The sequence below is a fragment of the Paenibacillus apii genome, from assembly GCF_011043685.1.
In the GTDB taxonomy this organism is placed as follows: Bacteria; Bacillota; Bacilli; order Paenibacillales; family Paenibacillaceae; genus Paenibacillus_AQ; species Paenibacillus_AQ sabinae.
In genome coordinates this window covers 722,636-744,968 of sequence record NZ_JAAKGU010000001.1, presented here as the reverse complement: position 1 = coordinate 744,968, position 22,333 = coordinate 722,636, and the positions used below count along the sequence as shown (strand labels likewise).

The 22,333-nt window shown below is 54.3% G+C and carries 23 protein-coding genes and 1 other annotated feature; of the genes, 18 read left to right on the top strand and 5 right to left on the bottom strand.

The genetic code is table 11. The annotated features are described in order from the left end of the window. Nucleotides 1-27 precede the first annotated feature (27 nt). The 9 genes from G5B47_RS03810 (at nt 28) to glpK (ending at nt 10,106) form a co-directional block, all read left to right on the top strand. Nucleotides 28-516, top strand: coding sequence for a spore maturation protein (locus G5B47_RS03810; protein WP_206107230.1), 489 nt, complete (start codon nt 28-30; stop codon nt 514-516). Between the two features lie 936 nt (nt 517-1,452). Further along, a complete protein-coding gene (locus G5B47_RS03805) occupies nt 1,453-1,797 on the top strand; it encodes an N-acetylmuramoyl-L-alanine amidase (RefSeq protein ID WP_165094489.1) in 345 nt (114 codons plus the stop codon). A gap of 20 nt (nt 1,798-1,817) precedes the next feature. Further along, a complete protein-coding gene (locus G5B47_RS03800) occupies nt 1,818-2,576 on the top strand; it encodes a pseudouridine synthase (RefSeq protein WP_165094486.1) in 759 nt (252 codons plus the stop codon). A gap of 119 nt (nt 2,577-2,695) precedes the next feature. Further along, nucleotides 2,696-3,220 (top strand): redoxin domain-containing protein, encoded by a 525-nt coding sequence (locus G5B47_RS03795; protein ID WP_165094483.1) that lies wholly within the window; start codon nt 2,696-2,698, stop codon nt 3,218-3,220. Beyond that, nucleotides 3,217-4,902 carry a cytochrome c biogenesis protein ResB gene (resB, locus tag G5B47_RS03790; RefSeq protein WP_165094481.1) on the top strand — a complete coding sequence of 562 codons (1,686 nt, stop codon included), beginning with the start codon at nt 3,217-3,219 and terminating at the stop codon, nt 4,900-4,902. Before G5B47_RS03795 ends, resB begins: the two co-directional genes overlap by 4 nt. Continuing rightward, nucleotides 4,899-6,161: a cytochrome c biogenesis protein CcsA gene (gene ccsA, locus G5B47_RS03785; RefSeq protein WP_165094479.1), complete on the top strand. Its 1,263-nt coding sequence runs from the start codon at nt 4,899-4,901 to the stop codon at nt 6,159-6,161. Before resB ends, ccsA begins: the two co-directional genes overlap by 4 nt. 74 nt (nt 6,162-6,235) lie before the next feature. Further along, nucleotides 6,236-6,952, top strand: a complete 717-nt coding sequence (locus tag G5B47_RS03780; RefSeq protein WP_025335619.1) for a response regulator transcription factor — start codon at nt 6,236-6,238, stop codon at nt 6,950-6,952. Between the two features lies 1 nt (nt 6,953). Further along, entirely contained in the window at nt 6,954-8,393 is a 1,440-nt protein-coding gene (locus tag G5B47_RS03775; protein WP_165094477.1) for an ATP-binding protein, read from the top strand. 213 nt (nt 8,394-8,606) lie between these two features. After that, entirely contained in the window at nt 8,607-10,106 is a 1,500-nt protein-coding gene (gene glpK / locus G5B47_RS03770) for a glycerol kinase GlpK (protein ID WP_165094475.1), read from the top strand. A gap of 137 nt (nt 10,107-10,243) precedes the next feature. Here glpK and G5B47_RS03765 read toward each other — a convergent pair whose 3' ends face one another. Both G5B47_RS03765 and G5B47_RS03760 read right to left on the bottom strand, forming a co-directional pair. Next, the gene (locus G5B47_RS03765; RefSeq protein WP_165094473.1) at nt 10,244-11,494 is read right to left on the bottom strand and encodes a methyl-accepting chemotaxis protein; all 1,251 of its coding nucleotides are present in this window, start codon (nt 11,492-11,494) and stop codon (nt 10,244-10,246) included. Nucleotides 11,495-11,609: 115 nt separating this feature from the next. After that, nucleotides 11,610-12,581, bottom strand: coding sequence for a helix-turn-helix transcriptional regulator (locus G5B47_RS03760; protein WP_165094471.1), 972 nt, complete (start codon nt 12,579-12,581; stop codon nt 11,610-11,612). 187 nt (nt 12,582-12,768) lie between these two features. On the opposite strand from G5B47_RS03760, the gene G5B47_RS03755 reads away from it, so the two are divergent. Then, nucleotides 12,769-13,608, top strand: coding sequence for an SDR family NAD(P)-dependent oxidoreductase (locus G5B47_RS03755; protein WP_165094469.1), 840 nt, complete (start codon nt 12,769-12,771; stop codon nt 13,606-13,608). Nucleotides 13,609-13,787: 179 nt separating this feature from the next. Here the strand turns inward: G5B47_RS03755 and serA are convergent, their stop codons facing one another. After that, nucleotides 13,788-15,380 (bottom strand): phosphoglycerate dehydrogenase, encoded by a 1,593-nt coding sequence (gene serA / locus G5B47_RS03750; RefSeq protein ID WP_165094467.1) that lies wholly within the window; start codon nt 15,378-15,380, stop codon nt 13,788-13,790. Between the two features lie 56 nt (nt 15,381-15,436). On the opposite strand from serA, the gene G5B47_RS03745 reads away from it, so the two are divergent. Then, on the top strand, nt 15,437-15,667 hold the full coding sequence (locus G5B47_RS03745) for a hypothetical protein (protein ID WP_165094465.1): 231 nt from the start codon (nt 15,437-15,439) through the stop codon (nt 15,665-15,667). Further along, nucleotides 15,635-15,861: a binding site (T-box leader), on the bottom strand. Its footprint overlaps the gene before it by 33 nt. A gap of 90 nt (nt 15,862-15,951) precedes the next feature. Here the strand turns inward: G5B47_RS03745 and G5B47_RS03740 are convergent. Next, a complete protein-coding gene (locus G5B47_RS03740; protein WP_165094463.1) occupies nt 15,952-16,851 on the bottom strand; it encodes a hypothetical protein in 900 nt (299 codons plus the stop codon). 81 nt (nt 16,852-16,932) lie between these two features. Here G5B47_RS03740 and G5B47_RS03735 point away from each other — a divergent pair, with 81 nt between their 5' ends. From G5B47_RS03735 to G5B47_RS03725, 3 genes are read left to right on the top strand one after another with little or no spacing between them, the layout of a single operon-like run. After that, nucleotides 16,933-17,526, top strand: a complete 594-nt coding sequence (locus G5B47_RS03735) for a CPBP family glutamic-type intramembrane protease (RefSeq protein WP_165094461.1) — start codon at nt 16,933-16,935, stop codon at nt 17,524-17,526. Then, nucleotides 17,523-17,936 (top strand): hypothetical protein, encoded by a 414-nt coding sequence (locus G5B47_RS03730; protein ID WP_165094459.1) that lies wholly within the window; start codon nt 17,523-17,525, stop codon nt 17,934-17,936. The genes G5B47_RS03735 and G5B47_RS03730 overlap by 4 nt, the downstream gene beginning before the upstream one ends. Continuing rightward, entirely contained in the window at nt 17,930-18,763 is an 834-nt protein-coding gene (locus tag G5B47_RS03725) for a metallophosphoesterase (protein WP_165094457.1), read from the top strand. The genes G5B47_RS03730 and G5B47_RS03725 overlap by 7 nt, the downstream gene beginning before the upstream one ends. A gap of 115 nt (nt 18,764-18,878) precedes the next feature. Here G5B47_RS03725 and G5B47_RS03720 read toward each other — a convergent pair whose 3' ends face one another. After that, a complete protein-coding gene (locus tag G5B47_RS03720; RefSeq protein ID WP_165094455.1) occupies nt 18,879-19,847 on the bottom strand; it encodes a polysaccharide deacetylase family protein in 969 nt (322 codons plus the stop codon). A gap of 94 nt (nt 19,848-19,941) precedes the next feature. Here G5B47_RS03720 and G5B47_RS03715 point away from each other — a divergent pair, with 94 nt between their 5' ends. The 4 genes from G5B47_RS03715 (at nt 19,942) to G5B47_RS03700 (ending at nt 22,202) form a co-directional block, all read left to right on the top strand. Beyond that, nucleotides 19,942-20,292, top strand: a complete 351-nt coding sequence (locus G5B47_RS03715) for a hypothetical protein (protein WP_165094453.1) — start codon at nt 19,942-19,944, stop codon at nt 20,290-20,292. A gap of 264 nt (nt 20,293-20,556) precedes the next feature. Beyond that, entirely contained in the window at nt 20,557-21,168 is a 612-nt protein-coding gene (locus G5B47_RS03710) for a genetic competence negative regulator (protein ID WP_025335606.1), read from the top strand. A 123-nt stretch (nt 21,169-21,291) separates the two neighbouring features. After that, on the top strand, nt 21,292-21,987 hold the full coding sequence (gene prsW / locus G5B47_RS03705) for a glutamic-type intramembrane protease PrsW (RefSeq protein WP_165094451.1): 696 nt from the start codon (nt 21,292-21,294) through the stop codon (nt 21,985-21,987). Between the two features lie 68 nt (nt 21,988-22,055). Then, nucleotides 22,056-22,202 carry a hypothetical protein gene (locus G5B47_RS03700; RefSeq protein WP_165094449.1) on the top strand — a complete coding sequence of 49 codons (147 nt, stop codon included), beginning with the start codon at nt 22,056-22,058 and terminating at the stop codon, nt 22,200-22,202. The last annotated feature ends 131 nt before the right edge of the window (nt 22,203-22,333 follow it).

Below are 22,333 nucleotides of genomic sequence, written 5' to 3'. Positions count from 1 at the left end.
CTGATATCCACCTGGGCCATTCCCGTCATGATCGCTTTTATTCCTTTATATGCCTATGCCCGCAAGGTTCCCGTCTACGAATCGTTTGTGGACGGAGCTAAGGAAGGCTTCGGCACGGCGATTGGGATCATTCCCCATCTGGTCGGCATGATGGTGGCGATCAGCGTGTTCCGCGCATCAGGGGCACTTGACTACCTGATGGGATTCGTCACGCCGATGTTGCGCGGTCTCGGCGTTCCGCCGGAGGTGCTGCCGCTCGGTCTGCTGCGGCCCCTGACAGGGACGGGCTCGCTCGCTTACGCGACTGAGCTGATCCGCGTACACGGTCCCGATTCGCTTATTGGCCGAATCGCCTCCACGATCCAGGGCAGCACGGACACCACCCTGTACGTGCTGACCGTGTATTTCGGCGCCGTCGGCATCCGCAACGGGCGATATGCGCTTAAAGTAGGGCTCTTCTCCGACCTTGTCGGCTTTGTAGCGGCGATCGCGATCTGCCTGCTGGCGTTCGGCTGACGCTGGGCCCGAAGCCGGGTTTGGTCGGTGGTTGAGGGGATTGATTGGTGGAGGGGGCTAGGCTGGGGACGGCAGACTAGTGGGATGTGTGGGATGTGTGGTATATGTGGGATGTAGAGATTCCTGTGTTTATACATCTTTTTTTCGGGAAATCCTCATCCTAATCCCAGTTCCTGCAAAAGTGCAGGCATTTCTCCTTCCTTTCCCCGTCTGGCAGCGCGAAAGCTCCAAAAGATGCACAAATGTAGGTTTGACCTCTTCCTGCGCAAATTACACCTGACAAACCTGCAGGTTTGCAGGAAAACGCCAGCCACTGTAACCCGGACACAGACTGAACGGACGCAGTTAGTTATTGGTTCAAGGGTGGTTTTACAGGGACCCGCCGCTCCCCGGGCTGCTTCCCTTGCCCCGTTCCAGCTCAGCCGCCACTCACCGAGCCACTTCCCTTGCCCGGTCCAGCCCAGCCGCTTCCCGCCGTGCCGTTTCCCTTGCTCCGGCCAACTCAGCCGCCGCGCCCCGGGCAGCTTCCCTTGCCCCGAGCCAACTCAGCCGCCGCCCGCCGAGCCGTTTCCCTTGCCCGGGCTGCTTCCCTTGCCCCGTTCCAGCTCAGCCGCCACTCACCGAGCCACTTCCCTTGCCCGGTCCAGCCCAGCCGCTTCCCGCCGAGCCGTTTCCCTTGCCCCCGGCCAACTCAGCCGCCGCCCGCCGAGCCGTTTCCCTTGCCCCGGGCTGCTTCCCTTGCCCCGAGCCAACTCAGCCGCCGCGCCCCGGGCTGCTTCCCTTGCCCCGAGCCAACTCAGCCGCCGCCCCCCTAAGCCGCTTCCCTTGCTGCCCGAAAAGCCGCCGCTAACCAGCGGCTTTTCAGGCGATCGCGTAACGCGCTATCCGCTTTTATCATATGCTATTGAAGCAATGATAAAGGGAGGCGACGCTTGCGTGCCTTACAAAGGATTTATCATCCACACTTCCGTCTGTCCGTCCATCAACGGGAAAGGTTTCGATTTCTGGATCGACGCCTCGGGAACGGTCTATGCGGCCCCGCTTCTGACGGACCCGGACTATATTCACCTCTGTCTGGAAGGAGACTTCGGGCGTTCATCTCCAGACGCTGAGCCCGCCGAGGGCAAGCGGCAGTTTTTTGGGGCCTGCAAGCTGATTCTCGACCTGGCTGCACTGTACGACATATCTCCGCTGATCGTGAAGCCTCATAACGATCTTTGCCCTGGCTCGTATTTTCCCTGGGACGAACTTGTGCTTTATCCCGGCGATGGTTATCATTAGTCTGAGGTGACCAATCGACAATGGAAAGATTACAGAAAATACTGGCACAGGCCGGTGTAGCTTCAAGGCGCAAATGCGAAGAACTGATCCTGGCCGGCAAAGTGGAAGTGAACGGCGAGGTAGTAACCACGCTCGGAACGAAGGCCGATCCGGGTACCGATATCATTAAAGTGTCGGGCAAACCGATCTCGGGCGAGAATAAAGTCTATATTATGTTCAATAAGCCAAAGGGCGTAATTACAAGCGCTTCCGATCCGAAGGGCCGCAAAATCGTAACGGATTACATGAAGGGCATCAAGGAGCGGGTGTATCCGATCGGAAGGCTTGATTATGACACAGAGGGTCTGCTGCTGCTGACCAATGACGGGGAGTTTGCCAATCTGCTGACCCATCCGAAGCATCATGTGCCAAAGACGTATTTGGCCACGGTTAAAGGCATCCCCCACGGTACAGCGCTGGACAAGCTGAAGCAAGGCATCAAGCTGGAGGACGGCATGACCGCTCCCGCCGAGGTGGAATACAAGGATGTCGACGAGGAGAGCAACGAGTCGGTCATCAGCATCACGATCCACGAGGGCCGCAACCGTCAGGTCCGGCGCATGTTCGAAGCGATTTCCCATCCCGTGATCCGGCTGAAGCGGATTTCGTTCGGCGATATCCTGCTGCAGAACCTGAAGCGCGGATCTTTCCGTCATCTGACCAAGGACGAAATCAACGGGCTGCAGCAGCTCGCCAAGGCGGGACTGGCCAAAGGAAACAACACACGCAGAGACACATAATGTTCACAACTGACGCCAAGACCTGACGGAAAAATGGAACCGGATTCGTTATAATGTTCATAGGATGTTCACACTTCTTGTTTGCGATATGAACTGTATCACAGAAGGGGGCAATCTGTGTGGGCAAAGCGAGAAAACCGGTACAAATCGTGATTTTGGCTCTGATCGTTCTGCTTGGCGGTTACGCTATAGGAACTTCGGCGTTTGGAGGCGGCGGCAAGCCCAAAGAGGGAAGCCGCGCTCCATCCATCGAGCTGCTCGGTCTGGACGGCCAAACTCACACGCTGGACGAATATAAAGGAAGACCCGTTGTCCTGAATTTCTGGGGCTCATGGTGCGCTCCATGTGTGAAGGAAATGCCTGCGCTGGAGGCCCAGTGGCAGCAGTGGAAGGACCAGGGGGTTGCGGTCGTCGGCGTCAATGTGGGCGAAGATCAAATGACAGTCGAGAATTTTGTAAACGGTACCGGAGTCCGCTTCCCGATTCTGCTGGATACGGACAGGGAGGCGGTGCGCCGCTATGGGGTTTCTCCTCTGCCGACTACCTTTTTTATCAACGCCAAGGGAAAAATAGATACGATCCATATCGGACAGCTTGATCTGAGCACGCTGAGCGCGCAAATCGGAAAGCTGGTGAACCCATGAACGGACGTCTGCCCCTTATTGTCAATACAAAATGCGAATGCGGCCATCAGAATCCGGTCGGTACGGTGCTGTGCGAAGCATGCGGCAAACCGCTGCTGGATAATCCCGAAACCGGCGAGACGCTTGAAATGCGCTATGACGGTATGGCCCGCCGCTCCCAAAAGGCCAATCCGGGCGTGATCGACCGGGTGTGGAACTTTTTTTCCTCGGTCAAGATCGCGGTCTACCTGATCGTGCTGACGCTTCTCGGCTCCACGCTGGGAACGATTTTCCCGCAGGAAAGCACGTTTTTGAATATCGATCCTTCCACGTACTACGAGCAGCGTTACGGCGCAGCCGGCGAAATTTATTACAGACTCGGCCTTTCCCATACGTATGAATCCTGGTGGTTCATCACCCTCCTGGTCATGATCGGGGCATCGCTTGTCATCTGCAGCCTGGACCGTGTACTCCCTCTCTACAAAGCGCTCAGCCGGCAGCATGTCCGCAAGCACCGCCGCTTCCTCACCCGGCAGAAGGTGGTTTTTGTGATGAAGGTGGAGGAGGACCCTGAAGCCTGGACGGCAAGGGCTGTTCAACCTCTGAAGAAGCAAGGCTACCATGTCTTTACGGACGGCGGCGCGCTGCTGGCGGAGAAGCACCGGTTCAGCCGATGGGGACCTTACGTTATACATATCGGTCTGATCGTTTTTTTGCTTGCAGTACTGGCCAGAGGGCTGCCGGGCCTTCAAATGGATCATCATCTGGCTTTTCCCCAGGGCGATCTCATCCACATTCCGGATACCTCTTATTACCTGAAGAATGAGAAATTCACTGTGGAGTTCTACTCCAACGAAGAGATGCCCAAAGAATTCCGCGGCAAAAAAGTGCTCCCGAAGCTGTACGAAACGAAGGCGGTACTGTACGAATGTACGGCGAACTGCGGCGATCCTTCCAAAAAGCCGAAGCTGACGAAGGTCGCTTCCCATGCCATCCGGGTGAACGATCCTTTAAGCTACAATGGAATGAAAGCGTATCAGTTCGACTACGACCTCACTCCCGTGCTGCGCTCCGTGACACCTAAGCTGGTGAATTCACGGACGGGCGAGTCTTACGGCAGCTTTAAGCTGGAGATGAAAAATCCGCAGCGCTCGTTCACAGCCGGACCGTACACGCTGGAGCTGAAGGAAAAATACATGGAATTCGGACTGGACCCGGAAGGGCGGCCGATATCCAAATCGCCGTATCCGAACGCGCCGGCCTTTCTTTTTCTGATTAAGGGTCCGGATTTGCCGCCTGACGGAGAGCAGTATTTCTATTTTCCGAAGCAGAACGACAAGGCGGAGTTTCAGCAGGACGCGATCAACGACAAGCTTGGAGGCGGGAACCGTTTTCTGGAGCTTGAGGTTGGAGATATGAGCGGCGTCGATTTCTCGGAGTCGACCAGTTATCTCAACATCCGGGTGGACCGAGCGATGCCGTTCGTCTGGACCGGCGCCGGGATTGTCATGCTTGGCCTGGTGCTTGGCTTCTACTGGCAGCATCGGCGGATCTGGCTGATCGTGGAAGGGGGAGAGTTGACGCTTGGAGGGCATACGAACAAGAACTGGTTCGGTTTCCGGCGGGAGGTTAGCTCTTTCCTAAATAAAATGGGCATCTCTGCGGATGAAAAATTACTCGACAACGGGGGAGGTCAAGCATGAATCTGCTGCAGTTCAGCAACGATGTGTTTATCGCCGCCTTTTTCCTGTACAGTCTCGCGTTTATGTTGTTTACCATCGCCATCATGGGACGCAAATGGTCCGGCCGGAATCCGGAGGCGCATACCGCGCGCTGGGGTAAAATCGCTTTTGCCGTCTCATCCCTTGGACTCCTGTGCCATCTTGCCTACTTCTTTACCCGCTGGGCCGGCGGGGGGCATATCCCGGTCAGCAATATGTATGAGTTCATGACCTTCCTGTCGATGATGGTGATGGTTGCATTTACTATCATTTTCTCCATTTACCGCAAAATCCTGCTCGGTCTGTTCTCCGTTCCGATTTCCATTATTGTTATGGCTTACGCGGCCGTGTTCCCGCAGGAGGTGCAGCCGCTCATTCCTTCTTTAAGATCGATCTATCTCAATATTCATGTGACCCTGGCGGCGTTTGGCGAATCGTTCTTTGCGGTAGGCTTTGCGGCGGGACTGATGTATCTGCTGCGCACGGTGAATTTTAACGGCTCGTCAAAAAGCGACAAACGCCAGCAGTTCGGCGTCGAATTTACATTGTTCATCATCATCGTCATCATCGGATTTTTGGCTTCAGTGTTCGCTTTTCGGGCGGCTGGATACGAAACGGTTTTTATTAGAAGCAATGTTACCGTTGACAATCCCGGGCTGAATGATAGTACAATAGAGAAAGTCAGTTATAAAATGCTACCCTTTGTGGCACCTTACCATAGCGAAATTGAGAGCTTTCAGTCGTTTTTTGGCATGAAGGAACCGCTCTTTGAAGCGCCTTTCTGGATGAAAGGAGTCAACGCGGGGCGGAAGCTCAATACGGTCATCTGGTCGCTGTTGTCGGGTGCCGTCCTCTACGGCGTACTGCGCCTCCTTGTACGCAAGCCTCTGGGCAAAGCGCTTCAACCCGCACTTGATGGAATTGACGAAAGCGATCTGGATGAGATTACGTACCGGGCAATCGCCATCGGGTTTCCCATTTTTACGCTGGGGGCTTTGATTTTTGCGATGATATGGGCCCAAGTGGCATGGGGAAGATTTTGGGGCTGGGACCCCAAGGAAGTATGGGCTCTTGTGACTTGGCTGTTTTACAGCGCCTATCTCCATCTCCGGCTGGCACGCGGATGGCAGGGCCGCAAATCCGCGTGGCTGGCCGTACTCGGTTTTCTGGTTGTCATGTTTACTCTGGTTGGCGTCAATCTGGTTATTGCCGGACTCCATTCTTACGCCGGTACAGACTAAGTATTCGGGCGTAGACAGGGGGCGCCATTCTCAGGTAATCTTCTACTTGTATTCGATGAAGGGGTTGTTGTGAAATGGCAGAGCATCTGAACAGAATTCTGGTGGTGGATGACGAAGAACGAATCCGCCGGCTGCTGAAAATGTATTTGGAGAAAGAAGGATATGAAATCGACGAAGCGGAAGACGGGGAGATCGCGCTACGCAAAGCGACCGCTGCCGATTACGGATTGATTTTGCTGGATGTCATGCTTCCCGGAATCGACGGGATCGAGGTACTGACCCGGCTTCGGGACGTGAAGTCCACTCCGGTCCTGATGTTGACCGCCAAGGGCGAAGAGATCAACCGCGTACAGGGCTTTGAAATGGGCGCCGACGACTATGTCGTCAAACCTTTCAGCCCGCGTGAGGTCATTTACCGGGTAAAGGCGATTTTGCGCCGCTCGTCGGCAACCGCTTTTTTGTCCAAGGAGACCAATTCCAGCAACAATATCGTATTTCCGCATCTGGTCATTGAGCATGACGCTCACCGGGTTACCGCCGGAGGACAAGAGGTCAGCCTGACGCCGAAGGAGTATGAGCTGCTCCATTATTTGGCGGTTTCGCCGGACAAAGTATTCTCGCGCGAAGAGCTGCTCAAGGATGTATGGAATTACGAATTTTTCGGCGATCTGCGCACGGTGGACACCCACGTCAAGCGTCTTCGCGAGAAACTGAACAAGGTGTCGCCGGAATCGGCGGCGATGATTACGACGGTGTGGGGCGTAGGCTACAAGCTTGAGGTCCCGAAATAAGGTGAACTTCTGGAGAAGCCTAGTCGGCAAGCTGTGGGTGACGATCATCTGTCTCGTCGCTGTCGTGCTTATGACACTGGGGCTGTTCCTGCTGCCATACATTGACAGCAACTTCGCCAATTCCGGCGCAATTAAACGATTATTTATGTATACGGCACTAATTGGTTTTTCCATGACGACCTTCTTCGCCTTGTTTCTGTTCACGAAGATCACGCAGCCGATGCAGCAGGTCATTGCCGCGGCGAACGCCATTCGCAGGGGAGATTACGGCAAGCGGCTGAAGCTGGTGACAAGTGACGAAATCGGCGAGTTGGCAACCTCTTTCAATCATATGGCGGCCGAACTGGAGGGCACGATCCGGAGCCTGAACCATGAAAAAGGGCTATTGTCCAGCGTGCTGCGCAGCATGAGCGATCCTGTGATCACTTTTGACAACGAAGGGCGGATCGTGCTGACGAATCCGCACGGCCAGTCCCTCCTAGAGAGCTGGAGCGATTTGAAATGGGAGCAGGAGGAGGAGGCCGACCCGGGAGAACCGTACCCAGACGCTCAGGGCGTTCCGCTTCCGCTCCGTACTCTGTTCCTGCGCACGCTTGAGGAGGGCGGAGATCACAGCTCCAATGTGCATGTCCGCCAGGGAGTATGGTCTGTGCATATGGCGCCGCTCTATTCGGATAACCAGATTCAGGGCACTGTGGCGGTGCTGCGCGATGTGACGGAGGAAGTCAGACTTGAGAAAATGCGCCGCGACTTTTTAGCGAACGTATCCCATGAAATCCGCACTCCGCTGTCAATGATGCAGGGCTATAGCGAAGCGCTGCTGGACGGTATGGCGTCCTCGCCGGAGGAGAGCAGCGAGCTTGTGCAGGTAATCCACGACGAATCGCTGCGGATGGGACGGCTGGTCAAGGATCTGCTTGATTTGGCCCGGATGGAAGCGGGACATACCGATTTGCAGAAGGCTCCGGTCGACATGAGCGAGCTGCTCGAACGGATATACCGCAAATTCTCCGTACGCGCCAAGGAACGGGATATCGAGCTGCATTGCATTCGAAAGAGCAGCGAGCTATGGCTTCACGATGCCGATGAGGATAAGCTGGAGCAGGTGCTGACCAATCTGCTGGACAACGCGTTCCGGCACACTCCGGCGGGTAAAAAGATCGATATCGTTGCCGACTGGGTCGCGTATTCGAACCGGTCTGAAATCGAAATCGAGGTCCGGGACGAAGGCGTGGGTATTCCAAACGAAGATCTTCCGTTTATCTTTGAACGCTTCTACAAAGCGGACAAAGCCCGGGTTCGCGGAGAAAGTGGGGGCACCGGTCTTGGCCTCGCCATTGTCAAGAATATCGTCGAATCCCACGGCGGGCATATCTCGGCGGCCAGCAAGCTAGGAGAAGGTACCTGCTTTACCTTGCGTTTACCTGTCGAAAAACAATAAATTTTAAACATTACTTGCCAGCGCCTCTTGTTTCAGAGGTGCTTTTTGTTGAATAGAGCCGATAAATCTTGTTCTCCGTGGAACAAAACGTGTAAATAAGGGTATCCGTATGACAGGAGGATTTTCCATGAGAAAAACGGCAATAGTTAAGCGCTTTATTTATTCTTCACCAATCATCCTGCAGCCGAGTAAGCACCCGGGCGGAGGCTTCCGATGAGCCGCTATATTTTGTCGCTTGATCAGGGCACGACCAGCTCACGGGCGATTCTGTTCAACGATGAGGCCCGAATTGTCGGGCAGGGTCAATACGGAAATACCCAGTATTTTCCACAACCAGGCTGGGTGGAGCATGATCCCGAAGAGATCTGGGAAATGCAGCTCCAGGCGGCAAGAGACGCCATAGCAAAGATCAGCGCCGATGCCTCGCAAATCGCCGCGATCGGCATCACGAACCAGCGGGAGACGGCCATTGTATGGGACAGGGAGACGGGCAAACCGGTCTATCCGGCGATTTGTTGGCAGGACCGGAGAACTGCGGAGATGTGCGAGGAGCTTAAGCGAAGAGGGCTTGAGCGCGAAATCGGGGAGAAGACGGGGCTTGTGGTGGACGCCTATTTCTCGGCCACGAAGATTGCCTGGATTCTCGATCACGTAGAGGGCGCAAGAGAAAGAGCTGAATGCGGCGAGCTGCTGGCCGGAACGGTCGACACCTGGCTGATATGGAAGCTTACTGGCGGGGCGGTGCACGCCACGGACGTCACCAACGCATCGCGGACGATGCTGTTCGACCTGCACCGTAGGGTTTGGGATGAAAGGCTGATGGCCGAGCTGAACATTCCGGCATCGCTGCTGCCCGCGGTGCGGATGTCGGGCGGGTCCTTCGGGACGTCGCTCAAGGAGTGGTTCGGAGCGGAAATCCCCATCCTTTCGGTGCTGGGAGACCAGCAGGCGGCGCTCTTTGGCCACACCTGTCTGGAACCCGGAAGCGCCAAGAACACGTACGGCACCGGCTGCTTCATTCTGATGAATACCGGGAGCGAAGCGGTGGTTTCCCGGCACGGGCTGCTCACGACGGTCGCCTGGGGAATGGGAGATGAGCTTTACTACGCGCTTGAGGGCAGCGTATTTGTTGCGGGCGCCGCGGTTCAGTGGCTGGAGGAGGGGCTCGGCGTAATTGACAATCCGGGGCAGTCCGAGCAGAAGGCCCGGGAGGTTGAAGACAGCGGCGGTGTTGTCGTGGTGCCTGCTTTTACCGGCCTTGGGGCGCCTTACTGGGATATGTATGCCCGTGGAGCGGTATTTGGCCTAACGCGCGGTACGTCCTCCGCCCATCTGGTACGCGCGACTCTCGAATCGCTTGCATTTCAATCAAGGGATGTGATCGGCGCAATGGAGAAGGATGCCGGAATGCCGCTTGCCGAGCTTAGGGTGGACGGCGGGGCGGTCCGCAATGATCTGCTGATGCAGTTTCAGGCCGACATTCTGGGCAGTGAAGTGACGCGGACTACGTACGCGGAGACGACGGCGCTTGGCGCGGCTCTGCTGGCGGGACTACTCGCTGGCTTCTGGAACCGTGACGAGCTGCGAAGCTTCAATCAAGCGGAAAAGACCTTCACACCCGCCATGCCGGAGGCAGAACGGGAACAGCGCTATCATGTCTGGCAGGATGCCGTTTCGCGGACCCGGGGCTGGGAGAAGCATGAGTCTCCGTAAGGCCGGTCAGCAGCTTTTCTAAAGATCTTGTACGTAAAAATGGCGGATCGCCGTTCCCGATGGGGGAGACGCGGTCCGCCTTTTTATAATCTAACCGAAATCAGCCGGCTGAATAGCCCTGTTTCCCGGAGATCCTATCAAAATTTAAAAATCTGAATCGTCTTCTGCAGATTGAGGACGGCGCGGGTCATTTTTTCCGTCTCTTCGGCTACGTCTTTAAGGGCATGGATTTGCTCATTCATCGCCGCCGACACCTCCTCGGTTCCCGCCGCCGACTGCTCGGTGATCGCCGAAATATTCTCAACGGCTCCCGATATTTGAAGCGCGCTTTCAAGCATTTGGTCACTCTCGTTGGAAAATACGGCGATCTGTTCCGTTATGTATTGAACGCTTTGGACAATCTCGGAGAAAATATGTCCAGCTTCCAGAATTTTTTCATTTTGAATTTGAACAATCTCCTCGTTAATGGCCGTGTTTTCTACCGCCAGCGACATATCCGCTTCGATCCGCCGGACGAGCTTGAACACTTCGGTAGCGGCCGTGGCCGATTCTTCGGCCAGCTTGCGGACCTCATCGGCTACCACGGCGAACCCGAGACCGTGTTCCCCGGCTCTCGCCGCTTCGATGGATGCGTTCAGGGAGAGAAGGCTGGTCTGTTCGGCAATGTCCGAGATGGTCTTCGTGATCATCGTTATGCCGCGGGCATTCCTCGACAGCGCATCAATGCTGTCTGCAACCTTTTGCGTCGCTTCGATATTTCTTCTCATTCCTTCGGCTTGAACCTCGATGGATTGGCGTCCCTTGTTAACCAGACTTAGCGTGTGTTCTGAACGGTTGTTCATTTCTTTCGTGGCATCGGTGTAATTTTTCACTTTATCCTCGATGCCCTTCACTGATTCCATCACGCCCACGATGTCGTTCGAGATTTCATGGGCACCCTGCGCCAGCTCGTGTGAAGAAGAGGCCACCTGAGCCATAACGATCTGCAGCTCCAGATTTCGTTCCTCGATACCCCGGCCGGCGTCCATAACATGGCGGCTAATCTGGGAAGCATCGCTCAATATGACTCGAAGCTTGTCAATCATGGTGTTGAACGTGCGGCTGATATCTCCAATTGAGCCCGATTCGTCGGCTCTGACGGTGAAATCTCCTTTCGAAATGCTGTGAGTCACGGTGGAAATGTCCTCAAATGTAGATGTAAGCGTTCTCTCAATGATGCGTGCCAGCGGATAGGTCAAGACGACCAGCAAAGCAATCAGCACAAGCCCCAGAATAAATTTGCCGATCAATGCAAAAACGACCAGCATCGGGATTGAGAATAAAGCCGCAATCAGAAAACAACCTGCGAGTACCCTTTGGCCCAGCGGGAGCTTGCTCATCCAAGCCATACGAAATTCCCCCTTGTAAAATATTTCTGTACCAGTATAGGACTTTAGGCAGTCATGGTCTATTGTGAAAAATTCTTAATCTTTTTGGACATCTGGCATCGTGAGCTAGCCGGATTTACGTATCGCCATCCTCCGCCGCCCGGTATAGAGCGGCAATGGCCCGGGCCGCTTCCGCGACCTTGAGCCTAAGCTCCAAAGGCGCCGTAACAATCACGTCTGGTCCGAAAGACAGGACGATGCGCCTGGCCGATTCAAACGTTTGGAACTCGGCCTGCACGCATATCCATCCCGGTTCTGACGCAGGGGAGAATGAAGTCACCGCCGCGTACCGTTCCTTCTCAAGCTCCGGTAAAGCGGTGTCCCTTATCCGCAGCTCGGCGGGGTAGCGGGGCAGCGAAGCCCTGAAGTCCCGGGTGGACTGCTCCCAGTAGGCCTGAAGATCGAAATTCTCCGGCCGCTGAAAATGATTCTCCAGAATCTCCGCATGAATGATTCGGGACACCCGGTATGTCCGATGATCGCCTTCACAGGAAGCCACGGCGTACCAGATCCCTCTTTTGGCCACCAATCCCAGCGGATCGATGATCCGCTCCTTTGGTTCATCCTGCCGGCCATACTGAATTCGGATGCTCCGGCATTCCCGCATCGCTTGCTGAAGCAGAGTCAGATAGGGAACGGATTCATCTATCGGATGCCAGGAGATTCCGTCGATATGAACCTGACCGGCCAGATTAAACCCGGATTCGGGGCCGATGGTTCGGTTAACGGCCTCCAGCTTGCGGGCCGCAGCGGCATAATCCTCTTTGATCCCGAGATCGTCCAGAATAGCCGGATCGGCGGTCAGAAGCAGGGCCCCAATCTCACGGGGCTTCATGCCCGTAAGCCGGGTCCGGTATCCTTCAGAGAGGCGCCAGCCTCCCTCACGCCCTCGCTCCGCAAGTACGGGTATGCCCGCCGCCGATAAAGCCTCCATATCCCGGTGCACCGTTCTTTCGGATATTTCAAGCATTTCGGACAGCTGGCTGGTCGTCAGCTTGCCGCGGTTCTGAAGCAGCAGCAGTATGGACAGCAGACGGTCGGCTCTCATTGATGTACGTTCCTCCTTCACTCGTTATCGTCATTATTATCCTTATAATATTCTGAATATATGACAATCGGTGACATAATTAAAGATTAAGCTGATTATGCAGCCTGAATCATCCGGCAAGTCCGGATCTGAAGCCGGTAAACCGAACGGAGACAGGCGAGTACCGATTGAAGAGAGGGAGCGGGAAATGAAGACCTTGGAGGGCAAAGTTGCGCTGGTCACCGGAGCAAGCAGAGGAGCGGGAAAGGGCATAGCACTGGAGCTGGCCGCAGCCGGCGCTTATGTCTATGTGACGGGGAGAAGCGTCAAGGGCAATCGAACGGGAAACAGACCGGGGGACATTGACACTACGGTCGAAGAAATAGAGAAGGAGGGAGGCCGGGGAGCGGCGGTAAGCTGCGATCATACGAGGGGCGGGGACACAGAGCAATTGATCTCGCGCATCTCTTCCGAGCGGGGCAGGCTCGATATCCTCGTGAACAATGCATGGGGTGGCAATGAGCTGCCGGTTGATGAGCGACCTTTTTGGGAGCAGCCGCTGGAGCATTGGAGCCATATGTTCGATTCAGGCGTGCATGCCCAGCTGATCACGAATTATTATGCGATACCACTGATGAGGAAATGCCCGGGCGGTCTGATTATTCATACCACCTTTTGGGACCGGTATAACTACCTGGGCAACTTCTACTATGATCTGGCCAAGAACGCGCTGGTTCGCATGGCGTACGGATTATCCAGGGAGCTTAGGGGTGACGGAATCGCTGTCATTCCGCTTTCTCCGGGCTGGATGCGGACGGAGCTGGTGCTGGACAGCTTTCATACGGATGAAGCGCATTGGCAGGAGGTGGAGGAATTGGCTTCGACCGAATCGACCCGTTATATCGGGAGGGCGGCGAGCGCTTTGGCTTCGGACCCGAAGGTGATGGAGCTGTCTGGCATTCCCCAGCAAGCGGGCCGGTTGGCGGAGCGATACGGGTTCACCGATATTGACGGCAGGGTCGTGCCGGTATTTCTTATAATAGTATAAACTTCAAAGGCCAGACTTCCTGATATTTCAAGAAAAACAACCGCTAAAGAGGGATTCGGCAACATCTTCAAGAGGCTAGAATAGGAGTTTTTCTTATGTAAAAATAAAAACGCCGGCTGCCCTCGAAATGGGCAGCCGGCGCTTTATCTATACCGTCTTACAAGTTGGTGTTGAACAGTTTACAGCAGTATAACCTCAGTAGCCGTGTTGATCTCCGGCAGAGCGGCCAGCTTCACAAGCACCTCATTCGGCACTTCTTTGTCGACGGTCAGCAGCATAACGGCTTCACCGCCCACAACGACCCGTCCAACCTGCATGGATGCGATGTTGACATCGTTCTGGCCGAGCAGCGTACCCACATTACCGATAATACCCGGTTTGTCGTTATGGGACACCAGGATTTGATGGCCTTCCGGAGCGATATCGATCGGGAATTTGCCTACTTGCACAATCCGTTCGCCGTAGCCTTGCAGAAGCGTACCGGATACAAGGCGCTCTTCGCCGCCCTCGGCGAGGAGCTTCACTGTAATGAGGTTGGTGAAGCTTTTTGGCTTCGAAGCTTTCGTCACGACAACATTAACATCGCTTGTCTTGGCAAGGTGCATGGCGTTGACGATGTTGGCGTCTCCGCCGAAGTGGCGGGACAGCACGCCTTTAACGATGTAACGGTTCAGCGGCTGAGTATCGACATCGGCAAGATCGCCGGCAAATTCAACATGAATTTCGTTGATAACGCCCTTCGTAATTTGCGAAGCGAAGCTGCCAAGCTTCTCGCCAAGATTAAAGTAAGGCTGCAGCTTATTCATCACGCTCGGAGCAACCGGCGGAATGTTGACGGCATTGATAAACGGCTCGTTCCGCAAAATATGCAGCACTTGCTCGGACACGTCGATAGCCACGTTCTCCTGCGCTTCCACGGTGGATGCGCCAAGGTGAGGAGTAACGATGATCTTCGGATGGGACAGGAAAGGGTGATCCGCTTCCGGCGGCTCCTTCTCAAATACGTCGAATGCGGCTCCGGCTACGATGCCGGCATCGATAGCTTCCACGAGCGCTCCTTCGTCAATGACGCCGCCGCGGGCACAGTTGACGATGCGCATGCCTTTCTTCATAACCTCAAACTGCGGCCGGGAAATCATATGGCGGGTTTGCGGCGTCAGCGGCGTATGAACTGTGATGAAATCCGCGCCCCGAACGATGTCGTCGACGGATGCCAGCTTGACTTCCAGCTTTTCCGCCCGGTCTGCCGTCAGGAACGGGTCATAGGCCAAAATATTCATGCCGAACGCTTTGGCGCGTTTGGCGACTTCGCTGCCGATCCGGCCCATGCCGAGAACGCCGAGCGACTTGCCGCGAAGTTCTACACCGAGGAACGATTTTTTATCCCATACGCCGGTAACCGTCTTGGCATAGGCTTGAGGAATATGACGGGCCAGGGCCATCATCATGGCAAAAGCATGCTCGCAGGTCGTGATGGTGTTGCCGTCGGGAGCATTGATAACGACAACGCCGCGTTTGGTAGCTGCTTCCAGATTGATATTGTCCACGCCGACACCCGCGCGTCCGATAACCTTCAGCTTGGACCCGGCTTCAATGATTTTGTCCGTAACAGTTGTCTGGGAACGAACGAGCAGACCGTCGTATTCGCCGATAATGGCAATCAGTTCGTCTTCGCTGAGTCCTGTCTTCTTGTCTACCGTTACGTCGCTTGCTTCCGTCAGCTGTTGGATGCCCAGATCACTGATCGGGTCCGATACCAAAATTTTAAACATGCTTTTCTTTTTCCTCCTTAAATGTGTAAAACACTTTATATTTTGAGGAGGCCCTAATGGGGCTCTCCGTATTACCTAAAGCCATTATTATCACAGGAGAAGGCGATCATACCGCATTTCCAGGCAAGCGTCAACGCGGTACCGCAGCAAAGACAAAAGCTGGAACAGGGCCTGAGATGAAGGTTGCCTTCCGGGTGACCAATAAAGATACAGGGCTGGCAATAAAAAACTCCCGACCCCATACTGCTTCCACAGTAAGGGACGAGAGTATCGTGGTACCACCCTAATTCACTGCATCATTTTACAGATACAGCCTTATTTCCTGTAAACAGGAACACTGGTAACGGAGATGATCCGATTGTGCCTACTAAAGTTCAACACAATATCTCAGGAGCGCTAAAGACTACCGTCCGTCACCGGCTTGCACCACCCGCCGGCTCTCTGAAGACCTTCAGTAACTTTGTTCCATCATCGCTTTATGCTTGATTAATTTTTCATAAATGTAACATGGCCATGCGACATGTGTCAATAGAATTTTAACGGATAATTGTGATATGATGCATTAGCCGGCTTAGTCGTAGAAGAACGGAAGCGCGGGCAGCGTCTCGTTGCCGTAGTATTGATTGCGCCACTTGGAGAAATCCCGTTCCCCGAAGGCGTCGGTCGATATCAGCAAGGAGGTCGCACCTTGGATGCTGGTCAGCTTAAGGGATTCCGCTGTGCCGGAATGGATCAGGTTGTCGATCTTGGCTGTTACGTCCTGCGGGTCATAATCCGCAAAAACGCCGCGGTTCAGCAGGATTTCCGCGATTGTAGCGTTCTTGAGCAGAAGAGGCATCTTCTTCCACTCGCCAATTGAAATCACCTTCGGATTCCCCGTTTCGGAAGGGATGGAAGAATTCGTCTGGGAACCCCATTTCAGCATCGAGGCATAATAATTGCTCTGGCCCAAAAGTCCGAATTTAACCGCGCCCGATGCGAACTCGCCGCTTCTGAGCGTCTTCGCCGTCTGGGCTCCTCCGGAGAACCCGGACGCCTGGTTCGCAGCCTCGGAGAAGAGGCGCAGGCTCTTCAGAATATTGAGCTGACCCCGCTCAAGAAGAGGAGAATCGGGGAAGAGCGAGGCCTGATTGACTTGCGCGTAGGCGTCATCCGCGAGCGAGCGGAGACTCTTAAGGATATTCGAGCTGTTATCGGCGCCTCCGGCCAATAGACTCACCTTCTCATTCCAGCTCCGCTTGAATTCCCGATATGGCGAAAATACGTTATGATAGAAGGTGACGAGATCCGTCTGGCGGTATGAGGTGTAGCTTTTTTCCAATTGTGCATTGGCGTTCGATTTCTCATATTTGGCCTCCACCTTGTCGGCCCCGACCCTTACTCCGGTAAAGAACACGGCAAAGATCAAGATCAGACTGAACAAAAATCCGAGGGTGTACAGCAGCGGGGATTGGGATGTGCGGCGATTCATAAGCGACGGCTCCTTTTTCAGTAAAGATAAATTGAGGATGAAGCATCCGGAAAACACTATTATAGAACAGGCAGGTTATAAATGAAAAAATTTAAATTCGGCGATATAAAAGTAAAAAAGGCAACCCCGGAGCAGTTAACCGACCGGCTGCTGCTTGTTAATCTCTATTTCACTCAGGCTATTACTCTTATTATCGGTTTGGTCTGGATATTATTTCAGAAAAGAAACCCCTTTCACATATTAAATTTTCCCGAGGGTGCCCGTTTTGTGGCCTGGGGCCTAGGTCTGGCGGTCATTATGCTCATCGTGGACTTCGTGTTAACCTATATTGTCCCCGAAGAAACGATGGATGACGGCGGGATCAATGAGCTGTTGTTCCGGGGAAGGCCGATCTGGCATATTGCGCTCATTGCCGCCATCGTGTCGGTCTGCGAAGAGCTGCTCTTTCGAGGAGCGGTACAGTATGCCTTCGGGCCCTATTGGACAAGCATTCTGTTCGCCATTATCCATGTCCGTTACCTGAGGCATTGGATTCCAACCGGCTGGGTGTTTGCGAGCAGCTACGGACTTGGACTGATTTATATTTATTCCGGAACGATCTGGGCACCGATATTATGCCATTTTATCATTGACCTGTTCTCAGGATTGGTGATTCGCTACAGGAGGGAGTCATGAGTGAAGAGCTCAGCCGGATAAAGTCACGCAAGAACAAAAAGATCCGCAAGGAAGCATCCGGTATCCATGCAAAAAACGCGGGCAAAGCGAAAGCTTCTGCCTCAAAGAAAAAAGAACAGGCGTCCTCGCCAACCCTCTCCCGTTCCCGCAAAAGCACCTCTGCTAGCCGTAAAACCGGGCAGGAAGGCCGGAAAACCGCAGCCCCAAGAGGAAGAAAGAGGGCGGACCGCCCCAGACCGGGGGAGGAAGAGGAGCAATCCGCCCCGTCCCGGTCCGCAACCTATCGTTCGGAACGGGTCAGACTCAGCAAGCTGTTTGTCAATTCGCTGAACGTATTATTTATGATGCTCCTGATCCTGCTGGTATGGTGGGGAATCAAAGGCGCCCCGCCGCTGAGGACGCTATGGTAGCGGTTTGGGTTTTGCTTCTGGCCGCAGCCTGTCTGACCACGATCGGCACGGTTATGCTGGCCGAAGCATTTCGCAGCCGTCTAACCGAGACGGAAATTGCACTGGACACGCTCCCCGTACCGTTCGACGGTTATCGAATCCTGCTCGTGACCGATATTCATCGCCGGAGCCTTCCGCATAAGCTGCTGTCCGGCTTGAAGGGCAAAGTGGACGTTGTGCTGGTGGGCGGCGATATGACGGAGAAGAATTGTCCTCTTCAGCGTCTCCGGGCGAATATGGCGCTGCTCGCTTCGATCGGGCCTGTCTACGCCGTGCATGGCAACCATGATTACAAGGCGGATATCGGCGAGGTTGACCGCATACTCGAACACAGCGGGGTTCGGCTTCTGGCGGACGAGAACATTCCGCTGACAACGGAAGGAGCGCAGCTTTGGCTCACCGGCGTGGACTACCCTAGAACCGGCGGCAAAGTCGCCTATGCTCCGCTTCCGGACCTGCCTCCGGGCAAGGAGAAGGAATGCCGGATTATCCTTGTTCATGATCCGATGTGGCTGCTGAAGCGGAAGACCGTCCCCGCCGATCTCGTCCTTTCAGGCCATACGCATGGGGGACAGGTGGTTTTGCCCTATATCGGCCGAAGACATGTGGAAGCTTTTTACCATATTTACTCGGCCGGAATGTTCCTGTGGCCCAAAGGTGACGGTACGGGAAAAAAAGCCAAGCTGCTGATCAGCCGGGGATTCGGCACCGCCCATTTGCCGCTGCGCTGGAACAGCCCGGCCGAGCTTAATATTCTGACGCTGAGGCGGAAGGGCGCCTGGAAATGACAGCGCTTGATTGATAACGCCGCCCGAAAATCGCTCGACAGCTTATTTCCTCGGCCGAAAACACGTTAACAAAAAAGGCGCCCTGTTCCATTATGGAACAAGGCGTCTTTTTCGATTATCGCGTGCCCAGCTCGATGCTGCGAGGGTCGACAAAGCTGTAGCCCTTGCCTTCGAGCGTTGTCAGCAGCGTGTCAAGCGCTTCGGTTGTCCACGGAAGCTCATGCATGAGAATATTGCTGCCGGAGTGAAGCTGACTGGTAACATTCTTGACAATTTTCCCCGTTTTGTTTTCTTCTTTCTCGCTCATTGTCCAATCCAGCGAACCGTTAGACCAGGTCATGTACAGCAGGCCGTTCTCGGCCGCAACCTTCCTGCCGACATCGCCGCCCGCGCCGTGCGGAGGACGGAAGAATACGGGCGTTTCCCCGGTCACTTCCTTGACGATTCTCTGCACATCCTCGATCTGCTTTTTGACTTCCGCATACGGTTTGTCCTTCAGAACGATATGATCCCAGCTGTGATTCCCGATGATTCCGCCGCGCTGCTGAATCAGCTTCAGCAGCTCCGGATGCTCCTTGATCCGGTAGCCGTTGACGAAAAAGATCGCCTTGGCGTGATGCTTCTCCAGCGTGTCGAAGATGGCATTGATCGTCTTGGCTTCCTTCGGTCCGTCGTCAAAAGTTAGCAGGACGATCTTTTTGTTCGTGCTCTCCTCATTCGGTTTGATGTCGTAGTTCTTGTTCATATGATACAGGACCGGCACATCGGCATTCATCCCGCTTGCGGACTGCTTACCCGCATCCGTGGGGGTAGCGGTAGGTCCTGCGGAGGCTGTCGCTGCTGGCTCCGAAGACCCGGGCGCAGCAGGCGAAGCAGCCGCGGCGTTGCCTGAATCGGATACCTGCGGAGAATCGGCGGGTACTGCCGTCGCGGTCCCGGCGGGAGCGGGAGAGGCGATCGCGCTTTGCGTCGCAGCCGCGGAAGTCCCCTCAGGTGCCGCCGCGTTATCCGCTCCGCCGCCCGCGCCGCTGCACGATGTCAGCAGCAAGGCGGCCATCAGCAGCGCTGCTGTCTGTTTACCCACTTATTTCAACTCGCTTTCCTGTCGTTAGGCTGTATGAGGCGGAAACTTTCCGCGAACACTAGTCATGATTTTACCACACAAGGAGGTAATAAATGTGAAGACTTCGTCATTTTTATGGGGAGTCATGCTGGGCGCCACCACTAGTATGCTCATGTCCAAGAAGCGCAATATGTTCATTCCATTTCTGGGGCAATCCGGCGCAGCCGACAAAGCCAAGAACAAGATCATGGATATGGCGATGACCGGCTTCGGCAGTTCCTCCGCGGGACAGCAGCAATCCAATACGGCAAGCGCTCTTCAGGCAGGGAACAAGACGGAATCGCCTGTCCGTTCCAAGGAAGCCGACCTCAAAATGCTGAAGGATTTCATCCGCAGCAACCCTGAAGTCAAACGGGATGTCGAGCAGATTCTCAAAGAAACCCATACCGCCGTACCCGGATTGTAATCGCAACTATTTTTTGAAGAATCATTTTGGGGATATTGTACCTTCAAAATGATTCTTTTTTTTGACCGCAAGTTCGGGGCATGGAGCCGATAAGTCACACATTTTTAAAATGTAAGAGGCCCCGCCTACATATTTGCGTGCATTTATCTCGGCAAAATGGTAACATACATACATATCAATCAACTTAATAACCATTTTTGGCTCATTACTCGGGACTCATCATACACTATAATAAACCTGAGCTTTCAAAAGGAGGATCCTGTCATGAGAATAGAGCGTTTAAGTCAAGATAAGATACGGATTTTCCTCACTTTTGACGACCTGAGCGAGCGGGGGATCCAGAAGGAAGACATGTGGCAAGAAGTCCCCAAAGTTCATGACCTCTTTACGGAAATGATGGATCAGGCATACAACGAACTTGGATTTGACGCAACCGGTCCTCTTGCCGTGGAAGTGTTTGCTCTGCCCGCACAAGGTATGGTCGTCATCGTCACCCGAGGCAAATACGATCATCAATACGGAGCGTCCGGGGAGGAAGAACTGCCCGATGAGATTTATGAGATGGAGGTTACCCTGGAACAGGCGGACTCCATCGTCTACGCTTTCCGCGATTTCGAAGTCGTGGTAGAAGCGGCGCATGTGCTCATCGGCAACATTACTTCCGCCGGCAAGCTGTACTCCTATAACGATAAATGGTATCTCTATTTTGATCCGAAGGAATATGAGGAGCCGGCGCTGTCGGCACTCGTCGCTGTGCTTGCCGAATTCGGGGATTCTTCCCCGGTAACCGAGACGGTGCTGGACGAATACGGCAAGACGGTTATGGCGGAGAACGCCGTTCAGCAGCTGTGCGCCTTTTTCAAACGCCAAGAATAATGCGGGAGGGAGATTAGTTATGACATTCCCTCTCCCTTGTCATCAACGCCGGCCGGCCCTGCCTGTTTCATAGGGAAAGAGCCGGCCTATTCTTTTATATTCACTAGCGGGGAGGAACGTTCGGTGCTTTTGTTATCGGTAGTTTCGTCGGCAGTGGCACCGGGACTGGCCCTGCTGATTTATTTTTACCTGAAGGACAAGTACGACCAGGAGCCGCTTCATATCGTGCTTAAAGTTTTTTTGCTGGGGCTGCTGATCGTGTTTCCGGTTATGATTATTCAGCGGGGACTGTCCTTGGGGCTGCATGCGGGTCCGTACACGGAATCATTTCTGATCTCCGCCGGAGTGGAGGAGTGCCTGAAATGGTTCGTGATGTATCATATCATCTATAACCACACGGAGTTCGACGAGCCGTATGACGGCATTCTATACGCTGTGGCGATATCGCTCGGTTTTGCGACAATCGAGAATGTGATGTACGCTTGGTACAGCCATGCGTCTATCGGTTCCATGTTCCTGAGAGCGCTGCTTCCGGTATCGGGGCATGCCATGTTCGGGGTTGTGATGGGTTATCATCTCGGGAGAGCCAAGTTCTCCAAAGGGGCCAGAAGCCGGGGAATACTTGCCGTCTCGCTGTTCCTCCCTTGGATGTGGCACGGGATTTATGATTTTATTTTGAACACGACTTCAAGCTACTGGATCTGGTTTATCGTGCCGCTGATGGCTTTTTTATGGTACGGAGGCATGATCAAGGTGGCGCGGGCCAACAGCCTTTCGCCTTTTCGCCTGCTGAAACGGGAGGAAGAGGTTAATCTTTAGTGCAAATGGACACACTGTTACCGGGATGATTTTCTACAGGGAAACTGCCCGGAAGCGAGGTGTCTTTTTTGCGTGTAAAAGTGCGAATCGTATGCAAGCAGTGCGGGGAGAGCTATATTTTGCGCGGCATCCGAACCCAGGGCGTCATTCACACGGGATTCAAGCAGTGCCTTTGCAACTGCACCGAAGGATTTTTGATTGAAGAGCAGGCTTGAGAGGCGAGCTTGCTCTTTTTTGCGTCAACGGGATCAGACATTGGCGGTTTCTCCGGGCGGCGGTGCATAAGACTTCTTGACTTTTGTCAAACTAAGGGCAATAAGTTACCTGAAGGGAGTCTTTCAGCCAT